Below are 16,318 nucleotides of genomic sequence, written 5' to 3'. Positions count from 1 at the left end.
CCCACGCTGAGATACCTTAGCCCATCATGTTGGAAGCCCGGGGCATGTGTTGGAAAAAGTAATCGATCCTTGTAATACACGCTTTGAAAGGCTACAGCAGTGGTTTCGCTAGAAATTGATCCTTATGCTTACGGGCCATTTTCGAGGAAACAACCTCAATGCAAGGAATGCAAAACGTAAAACTGGCCTCACTCCTCATCTTCCCACTGATAGCGGCTTGCACCACCCCTGGACCAACAGACGCTCCTGACACACCCAAGCTGCTCCTGACCCAGCCAACAACCATCGACAACTGCGCAGTCGGCTGCCCATCCGGTGGAAGCGATGTTACGCTCAACCGGCAGGCCTATACGCTAAACAACAACGGCTCTACGAAGTTCGCGAACTGGGTTGCTTACAAAATTACCAAGGAAACCCCAGCCAGCGGGCGTCCGCGAAACTGGAAAACCGACCCAGACGTTCCTGCTGACCAAACACTGAATCCGGTCGACTACAACGGAGCCAGCGTAGCCTTGAAAATAGACAGGGGCCACCAAGCGAATCTCGCATCTATGGGTGGTGTATCGGACTGGCAAACGCTGAACTATCTCACCAACATCACGCCTCAAAAAATGGACCTGAACCGAGGCGCATGGGCACGCTTGGAGGATCAGGAGCGCAGCCTTAGCAAGGCACCTGATGTTGATGCCGTTTATGTGACCACCGGCCCTCTGTACGAAAAGAACATTGGCTCGCTACCAGGCACAAACAAAGTCCACACGATCCCAAGCGGGTACTGGAAGGTCATCTTCACTGGCAGCACGCCCGAAAATGGACTGTACGCAGCATTCATCATGGAGCAGAGCACACCGCGCTCCGCCAATTTCTGCGATTTCCAGGTGACGGTAGATGAAATCGAGGAGCGCTCGGGATTGACCCTCTGGAGCGCATTGCCTCAGGACGTCCAGACAGAGCTGAAAGCGAAGAAAGGGCAGTTGTCCCAGAAAATCGGCTGCAATGCGGCAGCAGAGTTATCCCGCAGCTAGAGCCGCATAGAAAAACCACCTGTCATAGACAGGTGGTTTTCAGTACATCCAAGGTGATCGAAGGATCAGTGGATAAATTTCATTGCTGTGATCAAGATGCCTATCGTGGCTGAGAGCATGACGCCCATTCTTGTGGTGAGCTTGACTTCAAGCTTTGACAGGTCTGCGTGGATCTCTGTTTTCAGGATCGCAAGATCGCTCTTTGTAGCAAGCATGGTATGCATATCAGACTCCATTGCTTCGATTACGGCATGGGCTTTTTGCTCAGGGACGCTGATCGACATCAACGCTTGGTACAGAGCTAGGTCCATTTTCATTAAGGCCTCCAAAAAAATTAGGGCCTTGTCCCACGACGGGAAAAGGCCCGTCGTGGGTGAGAAATACTGTGTTTCCGAATCGACCGTTAAGTCGACCTAACCGCACTGCAGGAAACGAAGCGGTCATTGGGAGGGATCCTACGGATAAGCTCCGTAGCGCCGTCTGAAAGATCCTTGGCGGCTGGGCATGTAGCTGACTTTGTCAGCAAAACGCGTACATAAATTGCTTCCCTGGCGGTTGGCTGTCAACCCAAAAACCGGTTACCGAGTGTTTCCTAAAGTTGGAGTTTTGCGTTTCCGTGGCATCGAATCCAGCAGCTTGAGGTAAGGGTTGTTTAGCGCCAGGTCGTTCATGAGTCCTTCGTGTGACTTGAGTAGGTAGCCGTACAGCCTTCGGGTTTTGCGGGCGCCACTGACTTCACAGATCCAGATGTTCAGGTCATTGGGTTGCTTCCGATGCAGCTTCAATTCCTCGAACCGCTTTTGAATCCACTCCCAATCCAAAAGTTTTTCTTTCTTGGCGATGCGTGCCAGATGGGGATGTTCTTGGGCATAACGTAGGAAGACGCCTGGGGTAACCAAATAGAGGGTGTCGCTGACTGTATGCACAAGGGCGTTGGCGTCATTCATGATAATTCGATGAGATCGCAGCCCGTTGGTCAGCCATTCCATGAAATGAGCGCCGGACAGCTCAACGGGTTTGCTGTCCTGTGGAGACGCATGGGATGGCGAATGGTCAGTCTCTTCAAGTGGCGGGGTGAAATCTTCGGGTAGCGCTGGAGGCCCACCAAAAAGGTCCATGAGTGAATCGAGTGAATTCGGTGGAGATGAATCCATTGCGGTTGAACTTGATGGTGGGCTAGGGGGCATGTGCGACCCAGCCGACAGGTCCCTGACTGAGAGAGGAGCTTGATGGTGGGTAGAAGCGTCGTCGGAGAGTGTTGTGGCGCTCTCTAGCGGTATGACCGCCACCGAGCCTGTGAATATGTCTGGACGCTCTTCACGGTCCCAGATCATGGCTGGGGACAGCTTTAGGAACGTAAAACTATGGGACCAGCCTGTTTCGCTGGTGACGGTCGCTTTCCAGATGGCTTTGCCATTGGTGTTGGGGAGGGCAATGCCGTGCTCCTGGAGCACATTGAAAATGGCGATGTTTTGCTCCGGAATCCCATCGACACCTTGCGAAAGCAGATGAGCGCGTAATTTGTCTGAGACGGTTTTACTGACCAGCCAGAGGGCTTCTTGAGTAAGCCAGCCATCTGAGGCTTGAGGCTGATTGAGCTTGAGTTCTTCGCTCAGCAAATAGCGTAGACCTTCCAACAACTTACGTTGTAGAGCATGTTTGGGGGCTGCCATGGCCTTGGTAGGGTCACCGCCGAGTGCTTGAGCAACTGAGGCCTGGTCCGCTTTTGAGATCAGGATACCGAGCTCGCCCGCATGTTCGTTTTGTCCTGCACAGTTGAACATCAAAGCTGTCCATAGCTCAGGGAAGGTGCTGAGCCAATCCATTATTTCGCTGTTCAGAATCTTATGGATGAGCACTCCGCCTACAATGCCGTGGAGTCGGTATTGGCGGTTTTTTTTATAGCGCGCACGGTAGGGGGCTGAGAGTGGACCCTGCCAGGGGTGCCAGACGCGGCCGTCGCCATACTCGACATGCACGTCTACAGCGATCTTGCCCAGGTCATGGCCCAGGGCCGCGTATACGAGGGCGGCAGTCCAGGCCTCAGCCTGGATGATTTGTACTTCAGGCTGAGCACCAGAGGGAAGCAGGTAAGATTGCCTTAGCTTTAACGCGTAGATAACGACTTCAAGCCCATGATCAAGCATGCCGCCGGGGTATGCGTGGTGATGACTTTCAGAGGCGGGAAGGAGCTGAACCAGTTCGGCGTAGCGGCTGATCGGGTCGAGGTAGATCTCGTTGAATTGTGGGCGGGAGACGGCGGTGTGCTGCCATATTAGCTTCAGCAGTTTTTCCCGGCGCGGTGTGGCCAAGAGAGACTTTGCTGACTGAGGACGAGTCAGTCCTGCAGGTGCCGTTGGCTCGGTTGAATCGATGTGTTTTGGAGCGGGTCGTGACTTGCGATGAAACAGCGAGAGCATGATTGATCCTTTCGATTGGGTTTGCAGGAAGGCCTTTTCTGCTTTTCGGGTAGGGCCTTTCCCCTTCTGCTCCATTCCCTTGGTTTACCCCTTTTTCCCATTTACCTTTTGAGGGAGCGGTAGGCTATGGAGCCGCCATTTGACTCCTTTGCACAGCAGGGGACACTACGGGCAAAGGAGATGTTGATGAGCGAGCAGGAGCAATCTTCGAGCGCAGAAAAATTCGGCAATTATCTCGGACGATGCTGGAAGGGATACTCGCGGATTCTGGATAGGTTCTCGCGTTGCCTACAACGCGTGGGCGTCCCCTACGTTCTGTGTCGGATGATTGGGGTGGGCTTGCAGGCCGTTGTCCTCATAATTCTGTTGTACGTTGCTTTTTGGATAACGCTGATTGCCATATGTTTATTTGTCAGATGGGCCACTGGGGTCGCTATCGACGATGAGAGGACCCCGCAGTGGCGAGATGGCCCAGACGGGTTTGGATACTATGAAGGGGATACACGTATCGACTACGGAGAAATGTTCGACGACCTTGAATGAGCTGGAATGATCACTTTTTCATTCCTTTGATCACCGAAGTACCTGAACGACCAGCCCCTTTAGCGTCGAAAATTGCATCACCCATCCCTTTGATTAAGCCTCCTGCGTTGATACCCACCCATGTTAGAGCTGCAATCCAGAACGCAGGCAGCACTACGAAAAGTGATCCCATTACGTAATTCAGCAGCATGTCCCCAAAGGAATTGTTCGCGCCTAGGAGCACGTTGAAATTGCTGTGGGGTGAGTTCCAACCGTAGAGGGCATCGAGGATCGTGCTGTCGAGCCAGCGTGCGAGCTGGAACCAGAAGTCGACGAAGAACAGGGCGAATTGCACGCAGCTGATGGTGACCAGGGCTTTGAGCTCGTAGGTGCCGATGACCAGGATCAGTGGGATGCTGATGGTCAGCGCCATCTTCAGAAAAGACAGGACCATGGGCAGGGCTTGGCGTACGACATCCATCGCAGGGAAGTACGCTGTTGCACCTACGGTCAGGCCCAGATCTGAGGCTAAGCGTGCGGTCAGGTTGGAGACACTCATGTCGATCTGGCCTGCGTAGCTGGAATAGACTTGGCCTTGGTTCAGCGTCTGCTGACGTGGTGAAGCCACCGAACGAACAACGGCGTCCTCGGCTTGGGCCATGCTGAGGAAGCGTGCCCACTGGGTAAGTCGAAACAGTAGATTGGGATCAACCTGCCGCAACAGCCTGTTCCTTAGTCCGTGACCGACATCCGACCACCACTGCTTGCAACTCGGATAGCCACCACCGCCCGGAACCTGCAAGAGGCCTGCATCACGTGCACTGTTGTAGGGCCAGCGACTGCGAGGTGTTTTCGAGCGGTACGCGTCGTAGTAACCGTGGGTATCGAGCAGGTATTTTGAGCCAATCCAGTTGATGTCATCCATCAACGCTTCGCTCAACGTAGGCCGGTTCATGAACAGCTTGGCCCGGGCTGGGCCGTAGCAGTCTTGGCTAAAGTCAGCCACTTCCTGAGCCAGGAGAGGATCGTCGATGCGCGCTGCATCGATGTCGATGCGTATCTGCCGCAGATCTGTACCGCAGGGGATTGCAGCAGTGGCTCCCCCCGTCAGAGCCTTGGACAACGAGTGCATGAAGAACCACCACACAGGCACCTTTGCACTTTGGTTGTTGAGCGTGGTGAACGTGTTGGACCAGCGCGTGTCCTGTGGTGTGGCCACGTTGACCTGGCACTGTGTAGAGCGTGTGTCGTCGAACTCAATGGTGTTCAAGTCCACATCAATGAACGGTACGCCCGCGAACATGATCACGACGATGGCGACCCAAACCCGATTTTCGATACGCAGCGAGGAGAGCACGCCCTTATTGCCTTCGTCAGCACCTTCACTACGGGCCCTGAGCCACTCCTGAATGATGATCGCCAGGAAGGGCAGGGTGAAGACTCCGCTGGCGACCAGCATCTCCCATATCCCGTTGTTGACGATCCATGCGACCAGGGTCAGGTAATACTCCAGATAATCGTTCGTGTAGAGCGTCATGGGCGTGTCCAAGGCCGGCTTTCGTCGGTGACGGCTAACAGCTCAAGCAGGGTGAGGACTCCAATGGCGGCGATCTCGGCGCACAGCAGGCGTCGATGCTGTTCGGCTGTGAGTCCGCGGCGGGTCAGGCGCCGACGCATTCGGTACCACGCCACCGCAGTTGCGCCATAGAGGGTCAATCGCCAGATCAGCAGGGCTGTCTTGTTCTTGTCCAGCCAGGAGTACCAACCGTTCAAATCGTTGGCTGCTTCCAGGGTTAGCAATCCGACGACTGTGAATGCCAGGCCAAGGATGACGCCCCATAGAACCAGATGAGCGATTACAAGTCGTGTCTTTGTTGGACGCATCATCGAGATTGGCCCTCCGGTACCGTCTGCTGGATCAGATCCAGGCGGTTGCGGACGGAGTCCCCCTGATAAACACCGCGAGAGGCAGCGGCGCGGTCGCTCTGACGCTGGATCAGCATCATGGGTGAGTTGCTCGCCAGGGTGCGACGCAGCTCGAGTTCGATCTTGAGGTTGTTGATTTCCTGAGTCAGGGATTCGCTTTCGGTGTTGATAGCTTGCTGAGCCAGTTGGTTGGCCGCTACGTTGGGTTCTTTGCGTCCGGTGAGTAAGGTTCGTTGCAGCAGCAGAGCTTTTTCCAGGACGCTGGAGAGGGCTATTTCTGAGGCAAGACGTTTTGCCAGCAAGTCTTGATCAGGTTCATCGCGCAGTGCTTCGATGACGCCGCGGGTGATGGGCAATGATTGGCTGCCCGCTGCCATGAGGTGTTCGGCGGAGGTGGGCTTGCTGCCTTTGATCAAGGCCTCAAGAACTTGCAGCTTGGCTTCGTACTCTTCCTGAATGAGTGGAGTGAGACCCACGCCAGGTTTGGTTTGAGTTTTGGTGCAGTTGTCGCAAGTCTGGTGTTCTCGTTCTCCCAGAACACGGATTGCCCAGGCTTCGGCCTCCTGGGGAGACGACCAGGTCTGGCAACTTAGGCGGTTGCCGCAGCTGTTTTTGGGAATAGGGGTACGGTTGCCGGCGTCACGGCCATTGAGCAAATTGAAACCGGCGCGGGTGACGTCGGAGACGACTTTGATGGGCGGCTGTCGTCTGCCTCCAGCCGACTGACCTCCAATCCAGGGGACGCCGTTGTTGCCTCGATTTGCCTCGGCCTGCTCAACCGCCGCAACGGCGTCGTGGTTTTTGACGGTATGACTCAGCGCCATACCTTCGGCCAACTGCCCCCAACCGAGCTGGCCGCCGGCGATATCTGCCATTCGTTCGGCGACAGCTCGGCACGTCGACTTGGATCGGTCAAAGTCCAGCCGTGCTTGGAGAATGCCGTTGGTGAGTAGGTTGTAGAGACCGGGGTCAGCACGCTGGATGATCAAGGCTGGGAGAGAGGCTACTGCGCTGGTAGCGTTCTGGATGATATTGCCCATGATGGATTTGAAGCCGCGTGTGGCACCGTTGAGTTGGTTCTGCAGCGTGGTGTCCAGGCTCATGTCACCGCAGATCAAGTTGGCGTCCCAGCCGGCCCCTACCGAAATGCTGTCCATGGACGCCGATCCCCCCATGGACACAGCGCGTCCGCCGCCAATGCTGTAGAGCACATCGTCTCCAATCGAACCGCTGTGGTTGATGCCGTCTTTGTTGATCTGGGTTTGAGTGGCGTATGCGTTGTGGGCCGTGAGAAGCAGAGTGGCGATGATGATTCTGGTGACGGAACGAGGTGAGACTGGAGTGCGAAAGTGGGCTGTTTTCATTCGCTTGCTCCCGCGAAATCGGTACTGCCCAGGAAGATCTGCCCCTTGCGTTCGCAGCAGCTGTAGGGCCGCCAGAGGGCCCAGGCGTAGTCGCCACGTGGTGATTGAACATGCACAGCGTTGTTAGGAAAGACAACGCAGGTTGGGGATTGGCTGGGCATCAGCTCTTGCCATTTCCCGGTGCTTGCGTCGCTTTCTTTCAGCGGGCCGGCTGGCCAGTACCCATCCCGCTTGGAGCCCAGAAGCGGCTGGTACACGTGTGCTTGACCTTGCCGAGTGACAATGTCTCCCGCGCGTTGAGCGACAACCGCAGCGCTTTTGTGGTCGTCGACGCCATGCAAAAAACCTCCACGGGGATAGACCGCTCCCCACAGGTTCCCGGCAGCGCGACTGCCGATCTCCCTCATGCCCGGCGTGACAGACTCAGGAAAGACCAGCTCCGGAATGTTGTAGCGCCAGGCGACACTGTCCAAGGTGCTCAGGAAGTAGGGCATCATCATCTGTCCAGCACCTGGGCAGGAGTAACCAGACTGCCCCGCAAACTGGCTGAAGGTGGCTCCTCCAGGATGACCGATTACATCGGCATTCTTGAATTTGGCGAGGTCATTTTCATGGCTGATGCCTGCACTGCCATCGCCGCCGCCCTGGGCAGAGGCATTGGCTGAGCTCATGGCTCGGACTTCCGTCCAAGGGTTCCCGCCGGTGGTGCTGTAGCTCGACACCACTGCGTCAGGGACATAGTGGTGAACCTTCGAAGAGGTTTTAACGCTGCATCCGAACTTGGTGCAGAAGAGCCAGTAACAAATGCCTACCACGCGATAGGCAATGCAATCTGGCGACAGGCTGGACGCAGTGATGGTTGCGGTATTCAAAGCGTGTGCGGAGAGCGGAATTCCGACGGCCAGGGGGATGGCAATCAAACGAAAGATTTTTGAGCGGTGGTAGGACATGGATTGATCCTGTGCAGGGTTATCTGCACAGTGAATCAGCGCTCGGAAGCCCATACCCTTGAAAAACGGATTTTGCCGCAGCCCGCATAGTCGTTACCCAGAAAAAAAGCGCCCTGAAAGGGCGCTTCGGCTAGGAGGTAGCGGAAAGATCAGGCTGCCTGATGGTTCAGAGCAAGCCAGCTTCAGCGAAAGAGTAGGGCTCACCTTCTCCGATGATGAAATGATCCAACAGACGGACATTGAGCCTTGGCAGCAGGTCGTTTAGCACCTTGGTGATTTCTTTATCCACGTTGCTCGGCTGAGTTTCGCCAGACGGGTGATTATGGGCGACGATGATCGCTGCGCAGTTATGCTCCAGAGCGCGTTGCAGTATCCGTCTTGGATAGACGCTCACCGAGTCAATCGTGCCGTAGAACAGCGGTTCATAGGCTACCACTCGATGAGCGCTGTCTAGGAAAAGCGCAGAAAACACCTCTTGAGGTTCCCCTGCAAGTTGGAGCTTTAAATATTGGCGAACGTCGTGCGGCCTTGCGAGGTAAGGACCGCGCTTGAACATACGCTGCTCCAGAATGGAGATCGCTTTTTCGACCAGCAGGTCATCATGATTAGAGGGCTCATTCTCTTGAATGGAGGGCTTGGCCGGTGGAAAAATTGTTGTCATGGGAGACTCCGTTGACGAAAAGAGGCTCCCGTCCCAAAGGGCGGGAACCCCAAGGGAATGTGTGAGATAGAAGACCCGAGCTGACTCGGAAGGGAGAAAGGTGCATCCGCCACCGCTTGAGCGGAGATTCGCTAAAAAGGATGCTCAGCGAACGATTTTGGTCTGCGCAGTGAGGCTGCGCCGTAGCCTTAAGGACCAGAGCTACCTGGGCAGTTGCTAAGGGTGTCAGAGGTGACACGTCGTTGCCGGATCATTGTTATGAGAATGAAGGTCGCTGTCCCGATTTAAACCGTCCTGACAGCTCTCCACTTTTTCATTCGTACTTCAACGTCTTCCCCCGGCTCGATCACTTATGTGGGGTGGACCTGTATTAAGTGGAGGAGTGCTCATCTGGGTGTCTGGCATGCGGCCAGCTAGCCTCTCGCTTCATCCTCAAGCTTTCCTTGGCCACTGCTGAGTGGAGTGCTTCCGTCAAAAGATCCGCAAGTCGTAAAGCCACGTCCTGCTCCAATCTTCTGATTGTCCCCGTTCTAGGGGTGGCGCAACTAATAGTTTTCTCAGCGATACGGAGCGAGGAGATCACGCCCCGTAGGTACCCGTCCAAAAATTGATTATCAAAGAGGACATGGCTTTCAGGCGCTTCCTGATAGTCCCAGTCCACTCTGAAATACTTCCCGTCTTTAGACACTTCGATTTTCGGCAACGATGACTCTGAAAGAGACGATTGTGCTCGGCTCATTGACTGACCTCTTGAAGGCTTGGGGGCATGAGATTCACACAGTATGGAGAACGGCTGCTACGATGATGGTGTTAACCATCGCTATGAAATTGTAACGGTTGAATTCCTCGATCCCGGTCTATGTTTTCTGCCATTCGAATGGCGGCATCAAGCTCACTTATTCCATGTTCCTGCATGAGCTTGAACCTCGCTGCTTTCTCCTCAGGTTCGGTCATGGCCATGGCCAAATACAGGCTAGGTGGCACGGCGCGAAAGAGCGCCTCCATCGACTTGGAGAGCACGACGCCTTCGCAGTATTTTCCGGCCTCTTTGCGGGCTGACATCATCATCGATTTTTGGGCAGGGCTGAGCTCGCGGAAGCGCGCGATCTTCTCGACCTCGTCAGGCGGCATGCTCAGGCAAATCCACCACTCGATCATGTTCAGCATTGGCTCTGCGGCTTTGGGTAAGTCGTCAAGATTTTGTGTGGCCAGCCAGAACCAGGCCCCCAGTTTTCGCCACATCTTGGTGATCTTTACGACGTAGGGCGAGAGCAGGGGATTCTTGGTGATGATGTGTCCTTCGTCCGTGACGTTGATAATGGGCCGTCCCTGGAATTGGTCCCGTTCAGCGATGTTGTTCACTGTGTTGAGCAACGAAAGGTAAGCAATTGAGAGTTGAGCGTTGTAACCCTCACGAGCGAAGGTGGCCAGGTCGACAATGGTGATGTCCGCCTCCGGCCAAGGTGTACCAGGGCGGTTGAATAATTCGCCATCCAGCCCCTGACAGAACAGATCCATGGCCTCAGCCATCTCGAGTAGTCGCGTTCGCCGCGACTCAGGCAAGCCAGTATCTCGGCCACGGTCACGCATTGCATCGCGCACGTCCTGAGTCAGCACGGATCGATGCTCATCGGCGCAACGTTGTGCCGCGTCGAGAATGCTCTGACGAATCAGACTACGGTCTGCCCGGGTCAGGCGAGCCTCTTCTTTGTCTTCGCCCCCGGTGATCATCAGGCGCGCCGTGATCTCCAATTCTCCAAGGACGTCGCGCTGCTCATCGGCCTCCTGAGGAGTGGCCGTCTCTTCTAGCCGCTCAGCATCCAATGTCTCGATTTCCTCAGGCGTTTCAATCAAACGGCGAGCATCTGCAAACGGCGCCAGGCTTACGCCGGCTCCTGGCGAGAGCTTCACATGATGCACCGTCAGGCCCAGGCGCTTGGCGAACTCAGCAAACAGCCCAAAGGAGTTGCCAGCCTCTACGATGAACAACCGTGGTCGATAAATGGCAGTGATCTGGTTGAGGATATTATTGAGCGTCGCTGACTTGCCGGAACCGGTAGGCCCAAACAAAAACAGATGCGCATTCATTTGCCGATCGAGGCGGTTCAGCGGATCGAAGGAGAGGGTACCGCCGCCGCGATTGAAGAATGTGATGCCTGGGTGTCCCGTCCCTTGGCTACGGCCCCACACCGGGGCTAGGTTCGCCGCGTGCTGTGCGAACATCAATTGGCTGTACCACTGCCGTTTGTCCTTGGCCGGGTCGAAGACACACGGCAGCCAACGTAGGTAGCTATTGAGCGGGGCTACTTCGTCGTCCTCTCGTACGGGCTGCAATCCGGCATTGAGCATCACGTTGGCCAACTGCAAGCCGCGGGCATCCAGTTCCGCAATGTCTTTGCCACGTAGGAAAAACGCGAGGGATCCGCGATACAGTTTGTGAGCGCTTCCGATAATTGATCGAGCCTGCTGGACATCTTGGCGGGTTTGCTCCGAGGCCAGTGTGTCGCCCACGGATTTCTTGCTGAGGTGATTAAGGTGAGCCTCCAGTACATCCTGAGGTGTGGCCACCAAGGTCAGACACATCATGGTGTCTTCTGGCATCTGGTCGAAGTAACTGTTGATGGCGTCACCCTTGCGCGTTTCACCCGTCAAATGGCCTGTGTGGGGTACTGAGCGCATACGGTCCATCAACATGACCCGATGCGGCATGCCGTTGAAGGACCAGGTGCCGTGGGCTGCATCAGAGTGAGGTTGGCTGAAGAACAGACGTTGAGAGAAGTCTGTGCCGCTGGCCAATTCGACTTCCCCGAGATCTGTTTCCTCAGGGTAGGCGGTTAACTGATAGAACCTGTCCCGATCACTTGCAGCATCCCCCAAAAGCGTGGGATTGGGGTTGAACCAGCGCAGTAGCCAGTCGTAAATATCCTTTGCCTCAAGGCGTTGCGTCTTGAGTCCAGCACTGCTCAAGCCGGCCGTCAGCCTATCGCAAACATTGCTCAGGGCTTGTTCTGCGGAGTGCCCCTTTCTGGATGTCGCGACGGAGGCCCGTCGGTAAACAACCATTCGTACCCGCCGATTCTGTCCCTTCCAGGGCAGACGAGTGAGCGTGGTGTCCTCAAAGAGTCCGCCAGGCTTGGCAATCGCCTTTAGGTGGTGGGCAAAGAACCGTAAATAGAAATCACTGAAGGCGCTGTCTCGTGCTCGTGGTCTAAGGTACTGACCCAGCGTATTCAGGTAAGCGTCCCAGTTGGTTTCGTCCTGGGCATAGAGCTGCACCACCCATGGGTTGCTATCCAGTTCGTCGAAGCTGTCCTGCAACACGTTTTCAAGCGTATCCCTGGCCTGCAACAGCCAGGCAGTTTCCCGGCCTTCGGTACCCAGTGGCATCAGCTCGAAGAAGGCCGCAACTGAAACGCCATCCTCCAGCAACATGCATTTGGATTGGGGCAGGAATTCGACCCATGGCAGCCGCTCCACAAAGGACGGCGACACGTCGTAAAACCGGGTGTCGTCTGCTTCAGTCACGGGTTTGTTGTGCCAGCCACCGGGCCCAGCGATACCTCGCTTAGCGAGTTTTGCAATGTGCCGGCTCCAGGCATCCTGTTCCGTAGGCTCCGACGTTGGCTCATAACTTTTGCGAGGAGAGAAAAACCAGGCCATCAGTAGTCCTCCAGGCGTTCACCAGGCAGGGCGTATTGCACGCGTTGGTGCAGTGGAAAAACGGTGCTGTACCCAGGCACCGGTACGGCTTCTGTTCCAGCCCGGTGAGGAAAGACGTACATCACCAGGTCCGGATTGGGTAACCGATGGAACTGACGCTGGATTTCGTTTTGTGCGGTCCGTGTATAGGGAGCCGAAAAGGAGGGCACCAAAGGTTCTGTCAGTGGACGTCTCAAGGCTTGTCGCGCCTCGAGCAATCGTTGACTCGATTGCCCATGACGCGAGCCGGTTGTTTGCCGATTCCAGACCTCCAGCATGGTGCTGCCGTCATGGCTGAGTAGGTCCTGGGTATTGGTTGCGCATCCAGACAACGTGATGACGATCAGCGCAGCCGCCATTGCTTCAATCCAAGTCCGTGATGCCATGACGACCTCCGAGGGTGTGATCGACTTTGCGTCCTTGAGGTTCGTAGTCGAGAGTAAGTGGTTGTTCGATATGGACGGCGATCTGTGCGCCAGGCTCCACGTACACGGCGGCGAAGGCTTGTCCGTAGAGTTTGTTGACCCATTGCGAGATGTCCTGCACACCGCTAGCCAGCAATCGGTTCATGGCTTCACCGCTGGAGATGCCTACGGTCCCCATTGCACCGTCGCCATTGCCGGCATAGAGGGTCGTGTTGTCTGACTTGATCAAAGAGGCTGCGCCAACCCCAGCGGCCGTAATCAGAGCCTGTGAGCCCAGATACTGCTGAGCGTTGCTTCGCCGTTTGCCCGGTACACACGGAATGCCATGTTGATCACTGATCCAGCCGAGACCTTCTTGCCCATGATTTGAGTCGCTCCTGGACTGTCCTGCAGACTCCTCACGGCTGTCACCCGGTAGGGTTCGGATGGTGCTGTCCTGGAAAACGAAGGTGATGGAGCGGATCTGACCTCTGACGCAAGACAGTGTCCAATCACCCGACGCAGTACCACTGACGACCGCACCTGCGATCTCAGGGAGATCAATGCCATTGGCCGTCAGGTTGTCGGCCCCAATCAGTACCTTGAACGGGTAGGGGTCATTAACGGTGCCGTCGATGGGGATTCTTCCAATGAGCGCTGTCATTGCCACGGACCCCATCAGCGTGGCATTGGATGGAACGGTATAGGTGGGCTTCAGCAGCCGGCTACCAAGGTCTCCGATAGCTCGTGTGGCGAAATTGTTTGCTATATCGCTCAGAGGATTCTGCGCGGGACCGAAACGTGTCGGGAAGCTGAAGCTCGGTTCGTTGGAGGTGTTCGCAGATTCTTTTGGTATTGCATCATCGGGCTCAATCCAGCGAATACCGTTCTTGAGTGCCGTGCCGTCGCCGTCCTGCAAGCCGAGTCCCAGCGGCAGGTCCGACGGATCATCCGGCTGCTGCAAGGTACTCAGCTGCCGTTGAAGATCTTGTAGAAGCCATTGAGTCTCAGCGTTACCGTCATCGGTAGTGCTTTTTTCCTCCTGGATTCGTCGTCGTTCATTCTCCAGGGCGAGTTGAATGCGCTGCTCGATGACATCTGCGAATTGGCCCAACGATTCGGGTGTACCCGTGCGAAGCTCGTTTTCGTTTATGGTTCTTTTCAGCTCAGCCCGAAGCTGCCTGACCTGAGCGACCAGGGTGGCCACCGTATCGCTTGGCGTGTCGCCCTCCAGTCCCAGTGCCTTCATTTCTTCGGCGGTGAGCTGGCTTTCTAGCGCTGGCGGTTCGGCTGGGGAGGGCTTATTGGAGAACACTTTCACAAGGATCAGCACGACAAGCAGCACCATCGGAACCATTAACCATTTGAGCAGCCCGTTACTTTTCATTTGGCCTCTCCTTCGGCGATGCTCCAAGTGCTTGAGGCAGGTTCAGGGCTGCATCTACCGGGCTAATCGTGGGAATCAACGCAGCCGCAATGCCTTGCCCACGAGTGGTGAGGTACAGCACCGTGGTGTCTGAGGGAGTGCCCCTGGGGCCAAGGAACTGATGTTGGAAGGTGGCCGTCGCGAAATCTCCCAACAGATATCGAGGATCCAGATCAACATGAGATTGGGTTTGATTGCTGAGCCGAATAGCCGTAACCCAGTAATCATCCAACCGCCACGCAGCGAGCGTTTTGGCACTGATTGATAGGCTAGGCATCAATAGGTGGAGCGCGAGATCGGCCGGCAGGTTAACGGGTCTGACGCCGGGTAAAGGTTCTACAGTTCTAAGCGGTGCGTATAGGTTTTGGGCTGCATACCGAGTCAGTACGACTGGTACCGGAGTTTGTTGTATATGTTCATGGACAGAGGCTGTCGGTTCGGAATGGCCATCTTTCGTGTGTGCTTGGTTTATGGGGGATTCGACGATCTTTATCGCTTCCAACGGCGCCTGACCCGCTTGAGCTACCTCAGCAGCGATATCCAGGAGAATCAGCTCTCCCGTTGCCGCGTCTTGTAGCTGCAAACGTGTCGGCTCGATCGGTTCATTGGCCCGCAGGTACACGGTTCCTCCTGCACTTTGGACTCGTAAGCGATCTCCCAGCCCGGCCGGTATACCGACCCTTACGTTACGTTCAACAAACAGCACGCGCTCTTGGCCAACAACCAGCGGAACTGTCAAAGGCAGCCGCTCCCAACGCATTATCTCCACTGCTTGGCATTTGAAGAGGGGAAGAATCAACGTCAGCCCTAGCACAACGGACGTCGCGAATGGATTCATGGGGCATCTCCCAACGAACGGTCCAGGGTTCGTGTAGCAGGTGTCGAGGACGTGGGCAGTGTTATGCGTTGAGGCGTGCCTTCGTAGCAGTCCAGGGCCAGTCCGAAGGGGTTGAGCTCAGGGTCGATATCCAGGCGTACGACCTTGATGGGATAGCGAACGAGTGCACGCTTAACCTGCTCGGCGCCGTGGTACTCATCGGCATTGATGTCCAAGGTGACCAGCCAATCATTGTCTGAAATTACTTTCACCCGAGTTTCCGGGTCGTCCCCGTAGCCGCGTCCAGGAATTTCATACACTCCGCGCATACGCTTTCTGAGCTCACCTAATCGGCGGCGCTGGTCATAGTCCTGTTGGAAGAACGATCGGCACGCGGGAGTCAGATAGGCCGTCAGTGATTGCAGGTTACGGCTGTAGTCGTCTTCACCGTCGTTGGGCCAGCGGTTGAGCTGCTGGAAGATGTAGAAGGTGAATGCATAGACAGATTCGGGAGGGATCTCCCACCACTTACGAGTGCTGCCAGAGCGCAGGTCCGGGGGGACATGGATGGTTAAATCTCGTGGGGCATTCCACCATCCCGCGCCTAACCCGACGACAACAAGAAATAACCCACCGGTGCAGAGCCTCAGCGTCCTGACATGAGATTGCAGGTGAAGGACCTCGTTTTTAAACCGGCTCATGCCTCACCTCGACGCGTCACCCAGAAGCCGGAGTAGGTAATGAGCCCATGAATACCCAATTGGCGGCTCACCTGAGGGTATTTTGTGGCGAGCCTCCATTGGAGATGTCGATAGAGCCAAGTCTCCGGTTGACCGCGTTTCTGTCGACGTAATAACCCTCCGCCGAAGAAGAGTCCGGCTGCAATCGACAGTACGATCATGGTGGGGACCATGGCGATGCTGCTGGTGAGGCAGACTAGCGGTACGCCCAGAATCAGGCCAATTGCCGCTGATAATCCGGTGCAAATCCAGAGTTCATCTGCGGTCAATCCTCGAACGACAACAGGTTGTCGATTCAGGCGGTGGGGCAGGAAGGTAATGGTGGCCTTAGGCGCACTCTGTAGAGACTCCATGGGGCGTCGTC

15 protein-coding genes are annotated in these 16,318 nt (G+C 55.8%); 2 read left to right on the top strand and 13 right to left on the bottom strand.

Features of this window, described 5'->3' with window-relative positions; all coding sequences use genetic code 11:
- The first annotated feature begins 158 nt into the window (after window positions 1-158).
- Window positions 159-1,025 carry a DNA/RNA non-specific endonuclease gene (locus tag BLQ55_RS13100; RefSeq protein ID WP_092254240.1) on the top strand — a complete coding sequence of 289 codons (867 nt, stop codon included), beginning with the start codon at window positions 159-161 and terminating at the stop codon, window positions 1,023-1,025.
- 65 nt (window positions 1,026-1,090) lie between these two features.
- Here BLQ55_RS13100 and BLQ55_RS13095 read toward each other — a convergent pair whose 3' ends face one another.
- Window positions 1,091-1,342: a hypothetical protein gene (locus BLQ55_RS13095; protein ID WP_092254238.1), complete on the bottom strand. Its 252-nt coding sequence runs from the start codon at window positions 1,340-1,342 to the stop codon at window positions 1,091-1,093.
- A 261-nt stretch (window positions 1,343-1,603) separates the two neighbouring features.
- A complete protein-coding gene (mobH, locus tag BLQ55_RS13090; protein ID WP_092254236.1) occupies window positions 1,604-3,445 on the bottom strand; it encodes a MobH family relaxase in 1,842 nt (613 codons plus the stop codon).
- Window positions 3,446-3,571: 126 nt separating this feature from the next.
- Between mobH and BLQ55_RS32815 the strand changes: the two genes are divergently transcribed.
- Window positions 3,572-3,988 (top strand): DUF3742 family protein, encoded by a 417-nt coding sequence (locus tag BLQ55_RS32815; RefSeq protein ID WP_092254234.1) that lies wholly within the window; start codon window positions 3,572-3,574, stop codon window positions 3,986-3,988.
- Window positions 3,989-3,998: 10 nt separating this feature from the next.
- On the opposite strand, the gene BLQ55_RS13080 is transcribed toward BLQ55_RS32815, so the two are convergent.
- From BLQ55_RS13080 to BLQ55_RS13025, 11 genes are all read right to left on the bottom strand, one after another.
- Complete coding sequence (locus tag BLQ55_RS13080) at window positions 3,999-5,504, bottom strand: conjugal transfer protein TraG N-terminal domain-containing protein (RefSeq protein WP_092254232.1); 1,506 nt, start codon at window positions 5,502-5,504, stop codon at window positions 3,999-4,001.
- Entirely contained in the window at window positions 5,501-5,854 is a 354-nt protein-coding gene (locus BLQ55_RS13075) for a hypothetical protein (RefSeq protein ID WP_092254230.1), read from the bottom strand. The genes BLQ55_RS13080 and BLQ55_RS13075 overlap by 4 nt, the downstream gene beginning before the upstream one ends.
- Entirely contained in the window at window positions 5,851-7,257 is a 1,407-nt protein-coding gene (locus BLQ55_RS13070; protein ID WP_092254228.1) for an integrating conjugative element protein, read from the bottom strand. Before BLQ55_RS13070 ends, BLQ55_RS13075 begins: the two co-directional genes overlap by 4 nt.
- A complete protein-coding gene (locus tag BLQ55_RS13065; RefSeq protein WP_092254226.1) occupies window positions 7,254-8,207 on the bottom strand; it encodes a TIGR03756 family integrating conjugative element protein in 954 nt (317 codons plus the stop codon). Before BLQ55_RS13065 ends, BLQ55_RS13070 begins: the two co-directional genes overlap by 4 nt.
- 166 nt (window positions 8,208-8,373) lie before the next feature.
- The gene (radC, locus tag BLQ55_RS13060; protein WP_092254224.1) at window positions 8,374-8,868 is read right to left on the bottom strand and encodes a RadC family protein; all 495 of its coding nucleotides are present in this window, start codon (window positions 8,866-8,868) and stop codon (window positions 8,374-8,376) included.
- A gap of 810 nt (window positions 8,869-9,678) precedes the next feature.
- The gene (locus tag BLQ55_RS13050; RefSeq protein ID WP_092254220.1) at window positions 9,679-12,528 is read right to left on the bottom strand and encodes a conjugative transfer ATPase; all 2,850 of its coding nucleotides are present in this window, start codon (window positions 12,526-12,528) and stop codon (window positions 9,679-9,681) included.
- Complete coding sequence (locus tag BLQ55_RS13045; RefSeq protein WP_092254218.1) at window positions 12,528-12,953, bottom strand: TIGR03751 family conjugal transfer lipoprotein; 426 nt, start codon at window positions 12,951-12,953, stop codon at window positions 12,528-12,530. The genes BLQ55_RS13050 and BLQ55_RS13045 overlap by 1 nt, the downstream gene beginning before the upstream one ends.
- Window positions 12,931-14,358, bottom strand: coding sequence for a TIGR03752 family integrating conjugative element protein (locus BLQ55_RS13040; RefSeq protein ID WP_092254216.1), 1,428 nt, complete (start codon window positions 14,356-14,358; stop codon window positions 12,931-12,933). The genes BLQ55_RS13045 and BLQ55_RS13040 overlap by 23 nt, the downstream gene beginning before the upstream one ends.
- A complete protein-coding gene (locus tag BLQ55_RS13035) occupies window positions 14,348-15,235 on the bottom strand; it encodes a TIGR03749 family integrating conjugative element protein (protein ID WP_092254214.1) in 888 nt (295 codons plus the stop codon). The genes BLQ55_RS13040 and BLQ55_RS13035 overlap by 11 nt, the downstream gene beginning before the upstream one ends.
- Window positions 15,232-15,915, bottom strand: coding sequence for a PFL_4703 family integrating conjugative element protein (locus BLQ55_RS13030; RefSeq protein ID WP_092254212.1), 684 nt, complete (start codon window positions 15,913-15,915; stop codon window positions 15,232-15,234). The genes BLQ55_RS13035 and BLQ55_RS13030 overlap by 4 nt, the downstream gene beginning before the upstream one ends.
- Window positions 15,912-16,307, bottom strand: a complete 396-nt coding sequence (locus tag BLQ55_RS13025; RefSeq protein WP_092254210.1) for a TIGR03750 family conjugal transfer protein — start codon at window positions 16,305-16,307, stop codon at window positions 15,912-15,914. Before BLQ55_RS13025 ends, BLQ55_RS13030 begins: the two co-directional genes overlap by 4 nt.
- Between the last annotated feature and the right edge of the window lie 11 nt (window positions 16,308-16,318).

It is taken from the genome of Pseudomonas sp. NFACC13-1, from assembly GCF_900104425.1.
Lineage (GTDB): Bacteria > Pseudomonadota > Gammaproteobacteria > Pseudomonadales > Pseudomonadaceae > Aquipseudomonas > Aquipseudomonas fluorescens_AA.
The sequence above is the reverse complement of the archived record's forward strand: the minus strand, read 5'-3'. Positions and strand labels throughout refer to the sequence as shown.